19 protein-coding genes and 1 tRNA gene are annotated in these 14,352 nt (G+C 67.6%); 4 read left to right on the plus strand and 16 right to left on the minus strand.

What is annotated here, in order from left to right; genetic code table 11:
* The 11 genes from CGR01S_RS00005 to CGR01S_RS00045 all read right to left on the minus strand — a co-directional run.
* A partial coding sequence (locus CGR01S_RS00005) for a DUF3987 domain-containing protein (RefSeq protein ID WP_042421732.1) occupies positions 1-840 on the minus strand: 840 nt, incomplete at its 3' end.
* A complete protein-coding gene (locus tag CGR01S_RS00010; RefSeq protein WP_217997519.1) occupies positions 830-1,726 on the minus strand; it encodes a toprim domain-containing protein in 897 nt (298 codons plus the stop codon). The genes CGR01S_RS00010 and CGR01S_RS00005, both read right to left, overlap by 11 nt.
* A gap of 53 nt (positions 1,727-1,779) precedes the next feature.
* Complete coding sequence (locus CGR01S_RS00015; RefSeq protein ID WP_042421035.1) at positions 1,780-2,064, minus strand: hypothetical protein; 285 nt, start codon at positions 2,062-2,064, stop codon at positions 1,780-1,782.
* A gap of 32 nt (positions 2,065-2,096) precedes the next feature.
* On the minus strand, positions 2,097-2,636 hold the full coding sequence (locus CGR01S_RS00020) for a hypothetical protein (protein WP_042421038.1): 540 nt from the start codon (positions 2,634-2,636) through the stop codon (positions 2,097-2,099).
* Entirely contained in the window at positions 2,633-2,884 is a 252-nt protein-coding gene (locus CGR01S_RS00025) for a hypothetical protein (protein WP_042421041.1), read from the minus strand. Before CGR01S_RS00025 ends, CGR01S_RS00020 begins: the two co-directional genes overlap by 4 nt.
* Entirely contained in the window at positions 2,881-3,108 is a 228-nt protein-coding gene (locus tag CGR01S_RS16555) for a hypothetical protein (protein ID WP_156967468.1), read from the minus strand. Before CGR01S_RS16555 ends, CGR01S_RS00025 begins: the two co-directional genes overlap by 4 nt.
* Positions 3,109-3,407: 299 nt before the next feature.
* Positions 3,408-3,677, minus strand: coding sequence for a helix-turn-helix transcriptional regulator (locus CGR01S_RS00030; protein ID WP_042421044.1), 270 nt, complete (start codon positions 3,675-3,677; stop codon positions 3,408-3,410).
* Between the two features lie 77 nt (positions 3,678-3,754).
* The gene (locus CGR01S_RS16560) at positions 3,755-4,207 is read right to left on the minus strand and encodes a hypothetical protein (RefSeq protein ID WP_156967469.1); all 453 of its coding nucleotides are present in this window, start codon (positions 4,205-4,207) and stop codon (positions 3,755-3,757) included.
* A gap of 135 nt (positions 4,208-4,342) precedes the next feature.
* Entirely contained in the window at positions 4,343-5,566 is a 1,224-nt protein-coding gene (locus CGR01S_RS00035; RefSeq protein WP_042421048.1) for a tyrosine-type recombinase/integrase, read from the minus strand.
* Positions 5,567-5,742: 176 nt separating this feature from the next.
* Positions 5,743-5,832, minus strand: a tRNA-Ser gene (locus CGR01S_RS00040).
* Positions 5,833-5,884: 52 nt separating this feature from the next.
* Positions 5,885-6,367: an Lrp/AsnC ligand binding domain-containing protein gene (locus tag CGR01S_RS00045; protein ID WP_042421051.1), complete on the minus strand. Its 483-nt coding sequence runs from the start codon at positions 6,365-6,367 to the stop codon at positions 5,885-5,887.
* Between the two features lie 126 nt (positions 6,368-6,493).
* Between CGR01S_RS00045 and CGR01S_RS00050 the strand changes: the two genes are divergently transcribed.
* Positions 6,494-7,804, plus strand: coding sequence for a D-amino acid dehydrogenase (locus tag CGR01S_RS00050; protein ID WP_042421053.1), 1,311 nt, complete (start codon positions 6,494-6,496; stop codon positions 7,802-7,804).
* Positions 7,805-7,891: 87 nt separating this feature from the next.
* Here CGR01S_RS00050 and serS read toward each other — a convergent pair whose 3' ends face one another.
* Positions 7,892-9,250, minus strand: a complete 1,359-nt coding sequence (gene serS, locus CGR01S_RS00055) for a serine--tRNA ligase (protein ID WP_042421055.1) — start codon at positions 9,248-9,250, stop codon at positions 7,892-7,894.
* Between the two features lie 113 nt (positions 9,251-9,363).
* On the opposite strand from serS, the gene CGR01S_RS00060 reads away from it, so the two are divergent.
* Positions 9,364-10,062, plus strand: a complete 699-nt coding sequence (locus CGR01S_RS00060; protein ID WP_042421057.1) for a CBS domain-containing protein — start codon at positions 9,364-9,366, stop codon at positions 10,060-10,062.
* Between the two features lie 197 nt (positions 10,063-10,259).
* Here CGR01S_RS00060 and ispH read toward each other — a convergent pair whose 3' ends face one another.
* Complete coding sequence (gene ispH / locus CGR01S_RS00065; protein WP_042421058.1) at positions 10,260-11,228, minus strand: 4-hydroxy-3-methylbut-2-enyl diphosphate reductase; 969 nt, start codon at positions 11,226-11,228, stop codon at positions 10,260-10,262.
* Entirely contained in the window at positions 11,225-11,677 is a 453-nt protein-coding gene (locus tag CGR01S_RS00070) for an FKBP-type peptidyl-prolyl cis-trans isomerase (protein WP_042421060.1), read from the minus strand. Before CGR01S_RS00070 ends, ispH begins: the two co-directional genes overlap by 4 nt.
* A gap of 44 nt (positions 11,678-11,721) precedes the next feature.
* Between CGR01S_RS00070 and radC the strand changes: the two genes are divergently transcribed.
* Complete coding sequence (gene radC / locus CGR01S_RS00075) at positions 11,722-12,435, plus strand: RadC family protein (protein ID WP_042421063.1); 714 nt, start codon at positions 11,722-11,724, stop codon at positions 12,433-12,435.
* Positions 12,436-12,655: 220 nt separating this feature from the next.
* Positions 12,656-13,306, plus strand: a complete 651-nt coding sequence (locus CGR01S_RS00080; protein ID WP_042421733.1) for a Smr/MutS family protein — start codon at positions 12,656-12,658, stop codon at positions 13,304-13,306.
* Between the two features lie 80 nt (positions 13,307-13,386).
* Here CGR01S_RS00080 and CGR01S_RS00085 read toward each other — a convergent pair whose 3' ends face one another.
* Both CGR01S_RS00085 and CGR01S_RS00090 read right to left on the minus strand, forming a co-directional pair.
* On the minus strand, positions 13,387-13,791 hold the full coding sequence (locus CGR01S_RS00085; protein WP_042421067.1) for a group II truncated hemoglobin: 405 nt from the start codon (positions 13,789-13,791) through the stop codon (positions 13,387-13,389).
* A gap of 76 nt (positions 13,792-13,867) precedes the next feature.
* Positions 13,868-14,308, minus strand: a complete 441-nt coding sequence (locus CGR01S_RS00090) for a type II secretion system protein N (protein ID WP_042421071.1) — start codon at positions 14,306-14,308, stop codon at positions 13,868-13,870.
* Between the last annotated feature and the right edge of the window lie 44 nt (positions 14,309-14,352).

A 14,352-nucleotide genomic window follows, 5' to 3' on the forward strand; every position in this document is an offset into this window, starting at 1 on the left:
AGAAACGCGCTCCACGCGCACATCGCCGCCGGTGTAGGCCTGCAGCAGCACGTCCAGCGAAGGCCCGCCCGCGCCGCCGTAGTTGGACGATATGGCGTTCAGCAAGCCGCCTTCATCGGATAGCGCCGCGCACCGGCCGCGCTGCTCGGTCAACACGGTTTGCACGCGCTCCACCGTGCTTTCGTTGACGTAGGCGCGCGGGGGGTAGAGCTGCTCCGGCATGTCTGCCAGCTCCTCCTCGATCTGCTTGCGCAGGTGGTCGCGTTCCTCCTGGTTCTCTGCCTTGCCAGCCTGGGCTTGCAGGCGCTTTACGGTGGCCTCGGCAACGGCAATGCGGGCGTTGTTGCCCGCAATCTCGCGCCGCATGCGGTCACCGGCCCGCTTCTCCCATGCCTCCAATGGCGCCACCAGCGCGGCCTTGATAGCCGATTTGCGCGAGCCGCTCGGCGCAACCGTCAGGCTCCAAAATGATGTGGATTCGGTGTAGCCCTCATGCACCTGCACCACGTAGCGCCGCTGCGCGCAGGTGGCCACCACCGACAGCGCAAAGCCCACGGCCATGGCGGGCGGGGTCTGCGTGGCCTCGCACAGCGCCGCCACGTACTGCCCCAGCCAGCCGGGCAGCACATCGGCAGGTATCTCGGGCGGCACGGCACCGCCGACCATGGGGATGGGCCAGTCAGGCGCGGGAGCCGGGGCAGCGGCGCGCGGTGCTGGAGGCTCCACAGGCGTGGCCTGGTCGATCTGTTCGCGCACTGCGTCCAGCCCCACCAGCACGGCCGCGTCGTTGAAATCGGTCAGTTTGTCTTCTTGCAGCGGGGGGAATGTCTCAGACACCATGGCGCGCACCCCTCTCGAACCGGGGGACAGCCACAAAGCCACCCACAGCCCGCGCCGCCTCGGTGGCCCTGGTCAGGCCCGGATTGCCAGGGGTCTGGCTGTCGTCGTCGGCGGCAACCACGATGCGCGCGTGAGGAAACTTTGCGCGCAGGGCGCGCGCCACCGGCATCAGGTTGCCCGCGTTGAAGGCGCAGGCCGTGGCGTCGCCCGTGGCCATGAAAACCGTGGCCGCGGTGGCGAAACCCTCGGCCAACAGCAGGCGATTGCCGGGCCTGCCCATGGCGTAGTAACAGCCCTGAATGCGTCCGCCGCTCAAGAAGCGCTTGGAGCCATCGGCGCCGATGAATTGCAGGGTATGCAGCGCACCAGCGGCGTCGCGCGCAGGAACGACCAATGCCCCGTTGAGCTGGCGCACACCAAAACCGCGAATGCCCTTGCGGCGCAGGTAGGGGTGTGCATCGTCTGCTGGCCTCGCTGCGCGCCAAAGCCTATCGGCCCGCTCGCGCGCCGCCCGATGCACTGCCACCTGTTCGGCGGCGCGCGCCGCCTGCATGGCCCTGAACTGGCGCTGCAGCTCCGCATGCTGCGCTGGCGTCAGCGGCTCATTTCCACCCGCTCGCCAGGTATGGGTTATGCCCGTTTTCCAGCTCCCGAAGGCCCCGGCCATGACGGGCTGGTCATGCAGAACAACCCAGCCGTTTTTGCTGCCAGGCTTGTCGCCGCGCACTCGGTAGCGGCGCAGCCTGCCATCGGGCATCAAGTCAATGTCTTTGAATGGCTCCAGGCCGACATGCCTCATGGCCTCGAACATCGAGGAAAATTCCCTGCACGCCCTGCGCAGGTCATTGACAGGCACCGCATGCCTGTCGATAATTTTTTTGTTCATTTTCCGCTCCTCACCGCCTCGGCCCCGCAATGGCCCAGGCGGTTTTTCTTTGCTCAATCACCCCTGGCGCTGGCGCCAGGAACAAAGCCGGCCTCAAGCTGGAACACGTTGCCCGCCTCGGACCGGGCCAGACATTCACCCGTCACCGGATCGAACACGCGCAGCACGCCAGGCCAGTCCACGCGCACCAGCACCGGCTTGCTGCCGGGCCTGCGCATGGTCTTGCTCAGCCATGGCTTGGCCGTGCTGTGCATTTCCGCGAACCGTGCAGCCTGGGCCAGGGTGCGACGGGCAGCAGCCTCGGCCGCGGCCTGCGCCTTTTGGTTGGGGTTCTCCATCGATGTCACTCCTGGGCAAACTGCCGCTCAATTCAGACATAACGCACCTCAACGGCGGTCTTTGCCGGCCGACCTGGCCTTTTTCTCTGCGGAACGACGGCGGCCTTGAACGCCTGAAAGGCGCTGTCCTGGCTCGCTTCAAAGTAGCGGGCCAAGCGTTCCGCCCGCACAAGACACCCTTCGGGCGAAAGTTCATAGAGCGCCCGGGCGATCTCAAGCCGCTTTTGCCGGATGCTCCACGCATCCTCCAGGCAGGTAGAGCGCAGGCACCACCAGTCGCCCGTAATCCACACCGACATGGGGCCTTTGATGCCGTCTGGCCGCTTGCGCCCCAGCCAATAGGACGCGCCGCCACTGCACCATTCGACTTTCTGTTTACCCTGGGGCCACACGGTGCCGGGCGGTATAACGCCTTCTGCTTCCAGTTGGGCGCGAGTGCCTTCGTACTCCCAGAACCGAAAGCCACGCTTGTAGATCGTGATCTTTAGTTCGCGCCCGGGAATAGGCAACTGCGCCGCAGCGGCGCCAGGAAAATGGGGGGGTTGCGTCGCGGCAATGTCGCGGGTGCTCATGCTGCACCCCCTTGCAGCGCATCAGCGCATGCCAGCAGCTCGGCGGCCACAGCCCGGGCCTGCTCCGCGGTGAAGGCCATGCGGCAAGACTGCACGTCCCCCTGCAGGCCGAGCAGCACGCTGCCGCTCGGTCGAACGGCGTGCACGGTAAGCAGATCGCCACTTGGCAGCAGGGCCTGAGAATCGCGCGGGCTCAGGGCATTTGACCCTGGCTCGCTCGTGTGGGTGGTGAAGATGACGGCGCTCATGCTGCTCCCCCTTGCGCCAGGACAGCCAGACGACGCAGGGCCGATAGCGCCTGAGCGCTCTTGCGCGCTGCGCCTGCATGGTTGCCCTTGCGGGTGTAGTAGGTGGCCATCGCGCAAGCGTTGATGGCCTCGCCATGCAAGGCGACAGGGTCAAAGTGGGGGGTGTTGCCCGTGCCGGGCTTGGATGCGGGCGCAATGCGGCCCACGGGTGCGGTGTTAGCCATGAATGGCTCCTTCGGAACAGGTTTGAAACCTGCCGCCCTCATCGCCAAATGAGGGTGGCAGACCGTGTCAGGTTGGCGAACCGGCCGAAGGAACCGGCACACCCTTGCGGGTGTCCCAACACGGCCCGCCGTAAAGGTAGCCGTGCGCCACACGCAGCATGTGGGCATGAAAAAAGCCGCTGTCCAAAAAAAGGGCGCGGCTGCTGCGCCTTCGGTGATCGGGTCGCCAAACCCGTGGTGTTTTTCAACACCGGGGTGGAATGTAGCACGGCTTGCCGCCGCTGTGTCAGGCGCCGCGTTCATACGTGCGCCACCGTTTGCGTCAGCGCCTCGAAACGCTCGGCCCGCTGCGCATGGAGCTTGGCCACCAGCGCACGAATGGCCTCATCGGGTTGCCCCGCAACGCGCGCGGCCGTGACGGCTTCAACCTCGTAATCTGGCCAGCCCACAGAGCGCAGGCCAATGGCCACGGGCTTGGTCAGAAGCCCGGCTTGAACCGCGTTGTAAACCGATGTTTTGGACCGATGGCCCGTGATTGCAGTGACCCCACAGATTCGCAAAATTGCCATCTTGGCCGCCCTTGTCTGTTGTTGGACATGGGGGCGAGTCTCAAATCTGAAGCCTTTGAAGTCACCGTCATTCGGTGTCAGTCTTTGTCATTTTGTTCGGGGTGCGCTTGATCCCATTCAGATTGGGTTTGGCCATCTAGGAAGCGCTGTGGCCAAATTTCAGTTGCGCGTTTCAGGTCGCGTTCGATTTGCCTGCATGATTTATGGCGTTCCTCGGCGACCGTTGCCACAGCTTCAGCATGCGTCAACCCGCTTTCTCTGAGAGCCTTGACTTCATGGTGAATGTCCAGAATCACAAAGTCGACCTCCTCAACTAACTCGAACGTTCCGTGCTCGGCAAAGCGTTGTAGGGCGCCCAAGAGCTCATCCGCGTTAGCATAAAAAAATTCCTGTTTCTCCGGTGGACTTTCAGGATTTAAACAATGCCTCCCATCTGGCGAATTTTCAGCCAGCAGGTACTGGTCAACTATTTCCTGTGCGCGGGCTCTCTCTTCAGGACTGGCGCGCCGCCCTGTCTTTTTCTGTCTCATACGCTCCCCGTCTCGCACCTGAATAAGTAGCCATCGCCGCCAGGTCAGGGTGTCCCGGTTTTCGCCCTCGGGGATCAGTCTCGGGCTAGGCATGGCTTCAAACGATGCGCACTTGGCGCCCGGCCTATGTACCCATCAAGCGATACCAACGCGCAGCGGCACCACGTCCGCACCGCGACGGAGCTTGTCCAGGTGGTTTGCCCAGTCGCACATCATCACGCGCCGCTCTTGCAAATACAGCGCGTGGTTGTAGGCTGCGCTCACTTCGTTTCGCTCCTGGTGGGCGAGCTGCAGCTCAATGGCGTGGTGGGCGTAACCCTGTTCATGCAGGATGGTGGAAGCCATGCCCCGGAACCCGTGGCCGGTCATGCGGCCCTTGTAGCCCATGCGCTCCAACGCTTTCAGGATGGTGTTGTTGCTCATGGGCTTGGCGTGGTCACGCTCGCCAGGGAACAGCAGCTCGCGCCCGCCTGAGAGCGTATGCAGCACCTTCAGCACCTCCACGGCCTGCGGCGACAGGGGCACGATGTGGGGCGTTTTCATCTTCATGCGCTCGGGTGGGATGCGCCACTCTGCGGCCTGCAGGTCGAACTCTGCCCAGCGTGCCGCGATCAGCTCGGACGTGCGCACGAAGGTGAGGGCCATCAACTGCATGGCCAGGCGCGTGTAGGGCCCGCCCTGGTATGCCTCGATCTTGCGCAGCAGCTCGGGCAGCTCCTTTTCACCCAGGCGGGCGTAGTTCTCCTTCCTGCGGCTCTTGAGGGTGTCGCTGGGCTTCACGTCCGTGGCCGGGTTGCGCTCGATCAGGTCATGCGCCACGGCATACCGCATCACCTGGCCCGCCATCTGCAGCACGCGGTGTGCCAGGTCGATGGCGCCGCGTTCCTGCACGGCTTTTGCCATGCGCGTCAGGTCTTTGGCGGTCAAGCTGGCAATGGGTCGCGAACCCAGCAATGGGAAGGCGTCCGCCTCCAGGCGCTTGATGGCGTATTCAGCATGGCGCGGGCTTTTGCCGTCCCTCCAGTGCTCCCACCACAGCCGCGCCACGGCCTCGAAGGTGTTGGCCTGGTCGAACGCGCTGGCCGCCTTGGCTTCGCGCCGGAGCTGGCCGGGGTCTGTGCCGTTCTTCAGCGCCTTGCGGGCATCGTCTCGAGCCTCCCTGGCCTGCGCCAGCGACACTTCGGGGTACACGCCCAGCGCCAGGCGCTTTTCTTTGCCGCCGTACCGGTACTTCCAGCGCCAGTATTTGCCACCGGCTGCGGTCACTTCCAAGTAGAGGGCTTTTTCATCGGCCAGGCGGACGCTGGGGCGCCCCTCGGGGCAAGTGGCCTTCTTGCACGCTGTGTCGGTCAGGGGCATTTTGGGGGCACATTTTTGGGGGCATCGGAAAAGCCCGATTTATGCCCCCGATTGTGCCCCCCGGTTTGCGTGGCTTCAACTGCCTGCCTTTGTGCTTCTTTGGCCAAAAAAAACCCCGCTTACCTATAGGAAAGCGGGGTTTACTGGTCAGCTTTGTACGTCGTTGAACGTCAAACTGGCGGAGAGGGAGGGATTCGAACCCTCGGTACGCTTACACGTACGCCTGATTTCGAGTCAGGTACATTCGACCACTCTGCCACCTCTCCGCAGCGTCGAAGCCCGCGATTCTAGCAGCAAATCCGAGCTTTGCGGCGGCCCTCAGGTCCGCGGCCGGCTCCGGTCGATGCGCACCACGGAGCTCTCCTTGATCTCCTCCATCACCACATAGCTGCTCGACTGCGCCGCCACCGGCATCTGCTTGAGCATGGTGCCCAGCATGTGCCGGTATTCGGACATGCCCGTCAGGCGCGCCTTGACCAGGTAGTCGAAGCTGCCCGAGACCAGGTGGCATTCGAGCACCTCGGGCATGTTCTGCAGTTCGTCGCGCACCTTCTTGAAGATGGGCTCGGACTTTTCCGACAGGGTGATTTCCACGAACACCAGCAGGCTTTTGCCCACGGCCGCGGGGTTGATGTGCGCGTGGTAGCCGGTGATGATGCCCAGGCTCTCCAGCCGCTTGACGCGCTGCGAGCACGGCGAGGTGGACAGGCCCACGCGCTCGCCCAGCTCGGTCATGGTCAGGCGGCCTTCCTGCTGCAGGAGGTCGAGGATGCGGCGGTCGATGGTGTCGAGTTCAGACATTGCTGCGGCAAAAGGTTTTTTGCGATTTTTGCAGCAATGATTGCTGCAATCAACGGCTAATTCAGCAAAAGATACGCGCGAAAATCCATAGAGTCACGCACATTCACCAAACAATGGAGACTGGACGTGAAAATTGTTGTTTTGGGATCAGGCGTGCTGGGGGTGGCTACGGCGTACTACCTGGCGCGCGCGGGCGCCGAGGTGACGGTGATCGACCGGCAGACCGGTCCGGCGCTGGACACCAGCTTTGCCAATGCCGGGCAGATCTCTTTCGGCTATTCCACGCCCTGGGGCGCCCCGGGCATTCCCGCCAAGGCCGTGAAGTGGATGTTCGAGCGCCATGCGCCGCTCTCGATCCGGCCCGATGGCACGCTGTTCCAGTTACGCTGGATGGCCGCCATGCTGCGCAATTGCTCGGCCGACCGCTACGCGGTGAACAAGGAGCGCATGCTGCGCCTGTCCAATTACAGCCGCGAATGCATAGGCCAGCTGCGCGCCGACACGGGCATTGCCTACGAGGGGCGCCAGGCGGGCACCTTGCAGCTGTTCCGCTCGCAAAAGCAGGTGGACCAGGCCCAGCGCGACATCCGCGTGCTCCAGGAATGCGGCATCGCCTACGAACTGCTGGACCGTACGGGCGTCTGCCGGGCCGAGCCCGCCCTGGCCCAGGCCAGTGCCCCGATTGCCGGCGGCCTGCGCCTGCCGGCGGACGAGACCGGCGATTGCTTCCTGTTCACCAACGCCCTGGCCCGCCTGGCCGAGGGGCTGGGTGTGAAGTTCCGTTTCGGCACCGACGTCGAAGCCCTGCTGTCCGACGGCCAGGGCGCCATTGCCGGGGTGCAGCTGGCCACGCCCGAGCGGGAGGTGGTCAAGGCCGACCGCTATGTGCTGGCCATGGGCAGCTATTCGCGCCCGCTGCTGCTCTCCACGGGGCTGGACATTCCGGTGTACCCCGTCAAGGGCTACTCGCTCACCATCCCCATCCAGAACGCGGCGCTGGCACCCGTCTCCACCGTGCTCGACGAGACCTACAAGATTGCCCTCACGCGCTTTGACGACCGCATCCGCGTGGGCGGCATGGCCGAGCTCAGCGGCTTTGACCACACCCTGCGCCCGCAGCGCCGCGCCACGCTGGAAATGGTGACGCAGCAGCTCTTCCCCGGCGGCGACCTGCCGCGCGCCGAGTTCTGGACGGGCCTGCGTCCCATGACCCCCGACAGCACGCCCATCGTGGGCCGCACGCCCCTCAAGAACCTGTTCCTGAACACGGGCCACGGCACGCTGGGCTGGACCATGGCCTGCGGCTCCGGGCGCCTGCTGGCGGACCTGGTGATGGGCCGCCCCACCGAAATCTCGACCGAGGGGCTCTCGGTGGACCGCTACCTGGGGGCATCGCGGGCGCCGGTGCGTGCCGCAGTGTCCGGGCAGGTGGCATAAGCCCCCTGGCGGGCCGCCGCCGCATGCAACAACAAAGCCCGGCACGTGCCGGGCTTTGTGGTTCGCGGCAGCGTTGACGCCGCGGCCTTACGGCACCAGGCGCACCAGGCCACCCATGTAGGGGCGCAGCGCCTCGGGGATGGTGATGCTGCCGTCCTCGTTCTGGTAGTTCTCGAGCACGGCCACCAGGGTACGGCCCACGGCCAGGCCCGAGCCGTTGAGGGTGTGCACGAGTTCGTTCTTGCCCTGGGCGTTCTTGAAGCGCGCCTGCATGCGCCGCGCCTGGAAGGCCTCGCAGTTGCTCACCGAGCTGATCTCGCGGTAGGCGCTCTGGCCCGGCAGCCAGACCTCCAGGTCGTAGGTCTTGGCGGCGCCAAAGCCCATGTCGCCCGTGCACAGGGCCATGACGCGGTAGGGCAGGCCCAACTTCTGCAGGATGGCCTCGGCGTGGCGCGTCATCTCCTCCAGCGCCTCGTAGCTCTTGTCGGGGTGCACGACCTGCACCATCTCGACCTTGTCGAACTGGTGCTGGCGGATCATGCCGCGCGTGTCGCGCCCGTAGCTGCCGGCCTCGGAACGAAAGCACGGCGTGTGCGCCGTCAGGCGCAGCGGCAGCTCGGACTCCTGCAGCACCACGTCGCGCACCAGGTTGGTCAGCGGCACCTCGCTGGTGGGGATGAGGTAGAGCGCGGCGTTGTCCGGCACGGGCTCGCCCTCCTGCCCGCCCTTCTTGGCGGCGAACAGATCGCCCTCGAACTTGGGCAGCTGGCCCGTGCCCTTGAGCGAATCGGCGTTGACCACATAGGGCACGTAGCACTCGGTATAGCCGTGCTCGCCGGTCTGCACGTCCAGCATGAACTGGGCCAGCGCGCGGTGCAGGCGGGCCACGGCCCCCCGCATGACGGTAAAGCGTGCGCCCGAGAGCTTGACGCCCAGGTCGAAGTCCAGCCCCAGCGGGCCGCCCAGATCCACATGGTCGCGCGCGGCAAAGCCCAGGCTGCGCGGCTCGCCCCAGCGGCGCACCTCGACGTTGCCGCTGTCGTCCGCGCCCACGGGCACGCTCTCGTGCGGCAGGTTGGGCACGGCCAGCAGCAGGGTCTGCAGCTCGGCCTGGATCTGTTCGAGCCGCGCGTCGAAAGTCTCTCGTTCCTGATTTATTTGAGCCACTTCCAACTTAAGGGCTTCTGCTTGCTGTTTGTTGAAATCAGCTTGTTCAAACTCCTCTGTCGCGTTAAGGCGGGCAATTTGCCCCATTAAAGCACCGACCTGCTTGGAAAGCTGATTGCGTCGAGATTGCAGTTCCTCAGACCGAGTCTGCAGCGTCTTGCGCTCGGCCTCCAGGGCCTGGAAGGCCGCGACGTTGAGGAAGGGCTGCGGGTTCTTGCGGGTGTGCAGGCGCTCGACCGCGCTGGCGAGGTCCTTGCGGAGGAGAAGAATGTCTAGCATGGCGTGATTTTAGATGGCCCCGCCCGCAGCGCCGCCGCCCCCTGTGGCGCCGCCGTGCTTTGCCGATAACATGGGCAGGCCCGCCCCGGCCGCGGGGCCTGCAGGAGGCTGCCATGTTTTTTGTGTTCGGCCCGTCGGGACAGATGTACCGAGGCGGCCCCGAGAACCTCTCGCGCATCGCGTCGGTGCGCCGCGTGCAGCGGCCCCAGGCCCTGCGCACGCGCACCACGGACGAGGCGCCCGCCTTTTCCCTCGACACCCTGGCCCCGGGGCCGGCGCCGCCCGGCCCGCCACCGGCGGCAGCCGGCCACGCCAGCCTGCGCGCCCTGGACGCCGTGCTGGCCTACGCCCAGACCGGCCAGCCCACACCCCCCACGCGCCAGCCGCTCACGCGCGTGCGCGATGTGATGACGCCGCGCGCCCTGACGGTGCGGCCCGACGCCATCGTCAACCACGCCTGGCAGCAACTGGCCGAGCACGGCGTGGCGCAGGCGCCGGTGGTCGATGCGCTGGGGCGCGTGGTGGGCCTGCTGCTGCGCGCCGACATGGCGCCGCTGGACCTGCTGCCCGAGCCCGGCCACATCCAGGCGGCCATTGCGCTGGCGCGGCGGCCCGTGGAGTCCGTGATGGTGAGCCCCGTGCCCGCCGTCGCCCCCGATACCGACCTGCGCCGCCTGGCCACGGTGCTGCTGGAGACGGGGCTGCCGGGCCTGCCAGTGACCGACGATCTGGGCGTGCCCGTGGGTTTTGTCTCGCGCACGGACATCCTGCGCGCCGTGGCGGCCGATCCGCCGCTGGACCTCTGGAGTTGAAGAGGCGACAACCCCCTGTGCGGCTGCGCCGCTTCCCCCTTCTCTCGGCTGGACGCCACCAGCGCTGCGGGGCGGCCCTTGCGCGGTGGCCGCTGGCCTGGGCCGCCCTCTAGCAAGCGTCCCGAACCTCGTTTCAATAAGAAACGGGCCCAAGGGCCCGTTTCATCCCCGCCAGCAGCTACTGAATCAATAGCAATTCATTCGCCGTCGCCCGGCGCCTGCGCGGCGCCGTCGAGCTTGAGGCCCTTGGGCAGCGGGAACTTGAGCGTCTCCTCGATGCCGCTGAGCTTGCGCACGGACACGGCGCCCAGGGCCTTGATGCGCTCGATCACCTGCTGCACCAGCACCTCGGGCGCCGAGGCGCCGGCCGTGAGGCCCACGCGCGCAATGCCCTCGAACCATTCGGCGCGCAGCTCGGCGGCCGAGTCCACCATGTAGCTGGTGGTGCCCATGCGCTGGGCCAGTTCGCGCAGACGGTTGCTGTTGGAGCTGGTGGGGCTGCCCACCACGATCAGCAGGTCCACCTGCGGGCTCAGCAACTTGACGGCGTCCTGGCGGTTCTGCGTGGCGTAGCAGATGTCCTGCTGCTTGGGCTCGCGCACCTTGGGAAAGCGCGCGCGCACGGCGGCGGTGATCTCGGCGGCGTCGTCCACGGAGAGCGTGGTCTGCGTGACCACGGCCAGCTTGTCGGTCTGCGCGGGCTGCACGCGCGCCACGTCCGCCACGTCTTCCACCAGGTGGATGCCGCCGTCGAGCTGACCCAGCGTGCCCTCCACCTCGGGGTGGCCCTTGTGGCCGATCATGATGAACTCGTAGCCCTCCTGCGCCAGCTTGGCCACCTCCACGTGCACCTTGGTCACCAGCGGGCAGGTGGCGTCGAAGATGTGAAAGCCGCGCGCGCGCGCCTCTTCCTGCACGGCCTTGCTCACGCCGTGCGCGCTGAAGATCAGCGTGGCGCCGGGCGGCACGTCGGCCAGGTCCTCGATGAAGATCGCGCCCTTGGCCTTGAGGTCGTTGACCACGTAGGTGTTGTGCACGATCTCGTGGCGCACGTAGATGGGTGCGCCGAACTTGGCGAGCGCGCGCTCGACGATGTCTATGGCCCGGTCCACCCCCGCGCAGAAGCCGCGCGGCTCGGCCAGCAGGATCTCCTGGGGGTGGTTCATAGAATCCCTATGACATGCACTTCAAAGGTCACCGGCTGGCCCGCCAGCGGGTGGTTGAAGTCGATGAGCAGCGCGTCCGCGCTCTCGGCATTGCCCACCTGCACCACCACGCCCGCGTAGGAGCCCATGCCATCGGGCGTGGAAAATTCCACCGCCTCGCCCACGTGGTACTGCTCGTCGGGGTCGCCCATCTCGTTCAGGAGCTTGCGCGCCACCCACTGCTGCATGGCCGGGTTGCGCTCGCCAAAGGCCTCGCCCGCAGGCAGGTCGAACGTGGTGCGCGTGCCCTCGTGCAGGCCCACGAGGCGCTGCTCCAGCACGGGCGAGAGCTCGCTGTTGCCCAGCGTGAGCGTGGCCGGCTTGGCGCTGAAGGTGTTGACGACGTCGCCCGCAGGCCCCGCCAGACGGTAATGCAGGGTGAGAAAAGAACCCGGTTGAACAGTAGCCATGGATGCCTCGATAAACTCGCGCCATTCTAGTTTGGCCCCCCGCCATGCCCCTGAAAGACCTTCCTGCCGACGCGCAGCCGCGCGAAAAGCTGCTCGCCCGCGGCCCCGCCGCGCTGGCCGACGCCGAGCTGCTCGCCATCCTGCTGCGCACCGGCATCGTGGGCAAGGGCGTGCTGCAAATGGCCCAGGAGCTGCTGCAGCCCCCGGCCCGCGACCCGGCCAGCGGCCAGGTGACGGGGGGCTTTGGCGGCATCGCCGGGCTGCTGCACGCGAGCAGCCAGGACCTGCAGCGCATCAAGGGCCTGGGCCCGGCCAAGCGCGCTGAACTCGTGGCCGTGCTGGAGCTGGCACGCCGCGCCCTGGCCCAGCAGTTGCGCGAGCGCGCGGTGTTCGACTCGGCCGACGCCGTCAAGCACTACCTGCAACTGCACCTGGCCAGCAAGGGGCACGAGGTCTTCGCCGTGCTGTTCCTCGACAGCCAGCACCGCCTGCTGGCGCTCGAAGAGCTGTTCCGCGGCACGCTCACGCAGACCAGCGTGTACCCGCGCGAAGTGGTGCTGCGCGCCCTGCACCACCACGCCGCCGCCGTGGTGCTGGCGCACAACCACCCCAGCGGCAGCGTGCAGCCCAGCCGGGCGGACGAGGCGCTCACGCAGGCCCTCAAGGCCGCGCTGGCCCTGGTGGACGTGCGCGTGCTCGACCATGTGATCGTGGCACCGGGCCAGGCGCTCTCCATGGCCGAGAAAGGCCTGGTGTAGCGTGAGCCTGCCCGGCCACACCGCCCTGCGCCTGGCGCTCGAGCGCGCCCGCGCGCCCCAGGCGGTGCGGCCACCGCCCGCCCCCCCGCTGGCGCCGCCCGCCAGCGCGCCGCCGCTGCCGCCCAGCCCGGTGCCACGCCCGCCGCGACCCGCCGCGGACGCCGCCCCCGCGCCGCGCAAGCCGCGGCGCAGCAGCGCCCCCCTGCCGCGCCGCGCCAGCGTGCGCGTGACCGACCTGCAGGACCTCGCCGCCATCGCCCGCCACCTGCGCGCGGAACAGGCCCGCCTGGAGGCCGAGGAAAAGGCCCGGCGCGAGGCCGCCGCGCGCCGCGAGGCCGAGCGCCAGCAGTTCAGCCGCGCCGTGGGCCCCGTCACCCGGCTGCGCGAGCGCAACCTCGCCCGCCTGCGCCCGCCCCTGCCGCCGCCCCTGCCCGTGCAGCACGCACTGGACGAACAGCGCGTGCTGCAGGAGTCGATCAGCGACGACTTCGACGTGAGCACCCTGCTCGACACCGACGACCAGCTCAGCTTTCGCCGCCCCGGCATCGGCGTGGAAGTGACGCGCCGCCTGCGCGCCGGGCACTGGAGCATCCAGCGCCAGCTCGACCTGCACGGCCTGCGCGTGGACGAGGCGCGCGAGGCGCTGGGCGCGTTCATCCGCACCGCGCACAAGAACGGCATCCGCTGCGTGCGCGTGGTGCACGGCAAGGGCCTGGGCTCGCCCGGCAAGAGCCCCGTGCTCAAGAGCCGCGTGCAGCGCTGGCTGGTGCAAAAGCACGAGGTGCTGGCCTTTGTGCAGGCGCGGCCTGTGGACGGCGGCGCCGGGGCGCTGCTGGTGCTGCTGCAGCCCGTGGGCGGGCGCCCGCGCTGACGGCCGTTCGACCTGGGCATAAAAAACGGCCCCAGCCCTTTTCTATCCAGCGCAAGCAGCTACTGAATCAGTAGCAAAACTCAGCCGCCCTTGTTGCGCATCCAGTCGGCGGTGTTCAAGAAGCTCGCCTTCAGCCGCGTGCGCAGCGCCTCGGGCGTGGCGCATTCGCCCATGGCCTGGTCCATGCAGGCCACCCACTGGTCGCGCTCCTTCACGCCGATGGCGAACGGCAGGTGGCGCGCGCGCAGGCGCGGGTGACCGAAGCGGCGCTCGTAGTGGTCCGGCCCACCCAGCCAGCCGCAGAGGAACCAGAACAGCTTGTCGCGCGCATCGGCCAGGGTGCTGCCGTGCGTGGCGCGCAGCGCGGCGTAGCCGGGCTCCAGGTCCATCAGGTCGTAGAAGCGGTCCACCAGGGCACGCACGGCGCTCTCGCCGCCCAGGCGCTCGAACGCGCTGGCTTCGCTGGGGGAGTCTGCAGGGTCCATGGTCAAATCGGGGTGCGAACCAGGACTGGAAAGCGCTGGCAGCTATCAATACAAGAGCAACGGGCGCTGTGCCCGGTCAGCGGCGCAGCGGCATCTCCAGCGTGACGCTGGCGGGCGCCTCCAGGGCCGGGCCCAGGCGCGCCGTGCGCGCGTCCAGCGCCTGCAGCACCAGGGCCTCGTCCACCCGCGCGCCCACGCGGTAGGGGCGGGCGGGCTTGCCGTCCACGGCGATGAGCGCGGCGCCGCTGCTGCCCCCCTGGCCCGCAAGCACGCCCACCAGCGCAAAGCGGCTCGCGGCCGGCGCGGTCTGCGCCGCCTGCGGCGCGGTGCCGCCCAGCAGGCGCGCCAGGGCCTGGACATCGGTGGCCACGGGCTCGGCCGCTGCGGGCGGCAGGGCCAAGGAGGGCGGTGGCGCCGACAGGCGCAGCCCCCAATAGGCCACGCTGGCGGCGGCCAGCGCCCAGGCGGCCAGCGTGCCCAGGCGCACGCCCCAGGTCGGATGAGATTCACTGCGCATCGCGCGATTATCATTCAGCCGATGCGCAGGGCAGCCCGCCGCGC

The organism is Comamonas granuli NBRC 101663, from assembly GCF_000739995.1.
In the GTDB taxonomy this organism is placed as follows: Bacteria; Pseudomonadota; Gammaproteobacteria; order Burkholderiales; family Burkholderiaceae_C; genus Simplicispira; species Simplicispira granuli.

Bases quoted from the DNA above. Each gene is read 5' to 3' on its own strand.
- CGR01S_RS00035 (WP_042421048.1), bottom strand. From the start codon at position 5,566: ATGCCCCTGACCGACACAGCGTGCAAGAAGGCCACTTGCCCCGAGGGG.
- CGR01S_RS00015 (WP_042421035.1), bottom strand. From the start codon at position 2,064: ATGGAGAACCCCAACCAAAAGGCGCAGGCCGCGGCCGAGGCTGCTGCC.
- CGR01S_RS16560 (WP_156967469.1), bottom strand. From the start codon at position 4,207: ATGAGACAGAAAAAGACAGGGCGGCGCGCCAGTCCTGAAGAGAGAGCC.
- radC (WP_042421063.1), top strand. From the start codon at position 11,722: ATGCCCCTGAAAGACCTTCCTGCCGACGCGCAGCCGCGCGAAAAGCTG.
- ispH (WP_042421058.1), bottom strand. From the start codon at position 11,228: ATGAACCACCCCCAGGAGATCCTGCTGGCCGAGCCGCGCGGCTTCTGC.
- CGR01S_RS00010 (WP_217997519.1), bottom strand. From the start codon at position 1,726: ATGAACAAAAAAATTATCGACAGGCATGCGGTGCCTGTCAATGACCTG.
- serS (WP_042421055.1), bottom strand. From the start codon at position 9,250: ATGCTAGACATTCTTCTCCTCCGCAAGGACCTCGCCAGCGCGGTCGAG.
- CGR01S_RS16555 (WP_156967468.1), bottom strand. From the start codon at position 3,108: ATGGCTAACACCGCACCCGTGGGCCGCATTGCGCCCGCATCCAAGCCC.
- CGR01S_RS00025 (WP_042421041.1), bottom strand. From the start codon at position 2,884: ATGAGCGCCGTCATCTTCACCACCCACACGAGCGAGCCAGGGTCAAAT.
- CGR01S_RS00090 (WP_042421071.1), bottom strand. From the start codon at position 14,308: ATGCGCAGTGAATCTCATCCGACCTGGGGCGTGCGCCTGGGCACGCTG.
- CGR01S_RS00020 (WP_042421038.1), bottom strand. From the start codon at position 2,636: ATGAGCACCCGCGACATTGCCGCGACGCAACCCCCCCATTTTCCTGGC.
- CGR01S_RS00045 (WP_042421051.1), bottom strand. From the start codon at position 6,367: ATGTCTGAACTCGACACCATCGACCGCCGCATCCTCGACCTCCTGCAG.
- CGR01S_RS00060 (WP_042421057.1), top strand. From the start codon at position 9,364: ATGTTTTTTGTGTTCGGCCCGTCGGGACAGATGTACCGAGGCGGCCCC.
- CGR01S_RS00030 (WP_042421044.1), bottom strand. From the start codon at position 3,677: ATGGCAATTTTGCGAATCTGTGGGGTCACTGCAATCACGGGCCATCGG.
- CGR01S_RS00070 (WP_042421060.1), bottom strand. From the start codon at position 11,677: ATGGCTACTGTTCAACCGGGTTCTTTTCTCACCCTGCATTACCGTCTG.
- CGR01S_RS00085 (WP_042421067.1), bottom strand. From the start codon at position 13,791: ATGGACCCTGCAGACTCCCCCAGCGAAGCCAGCGCGTTCGAGCGCCTG.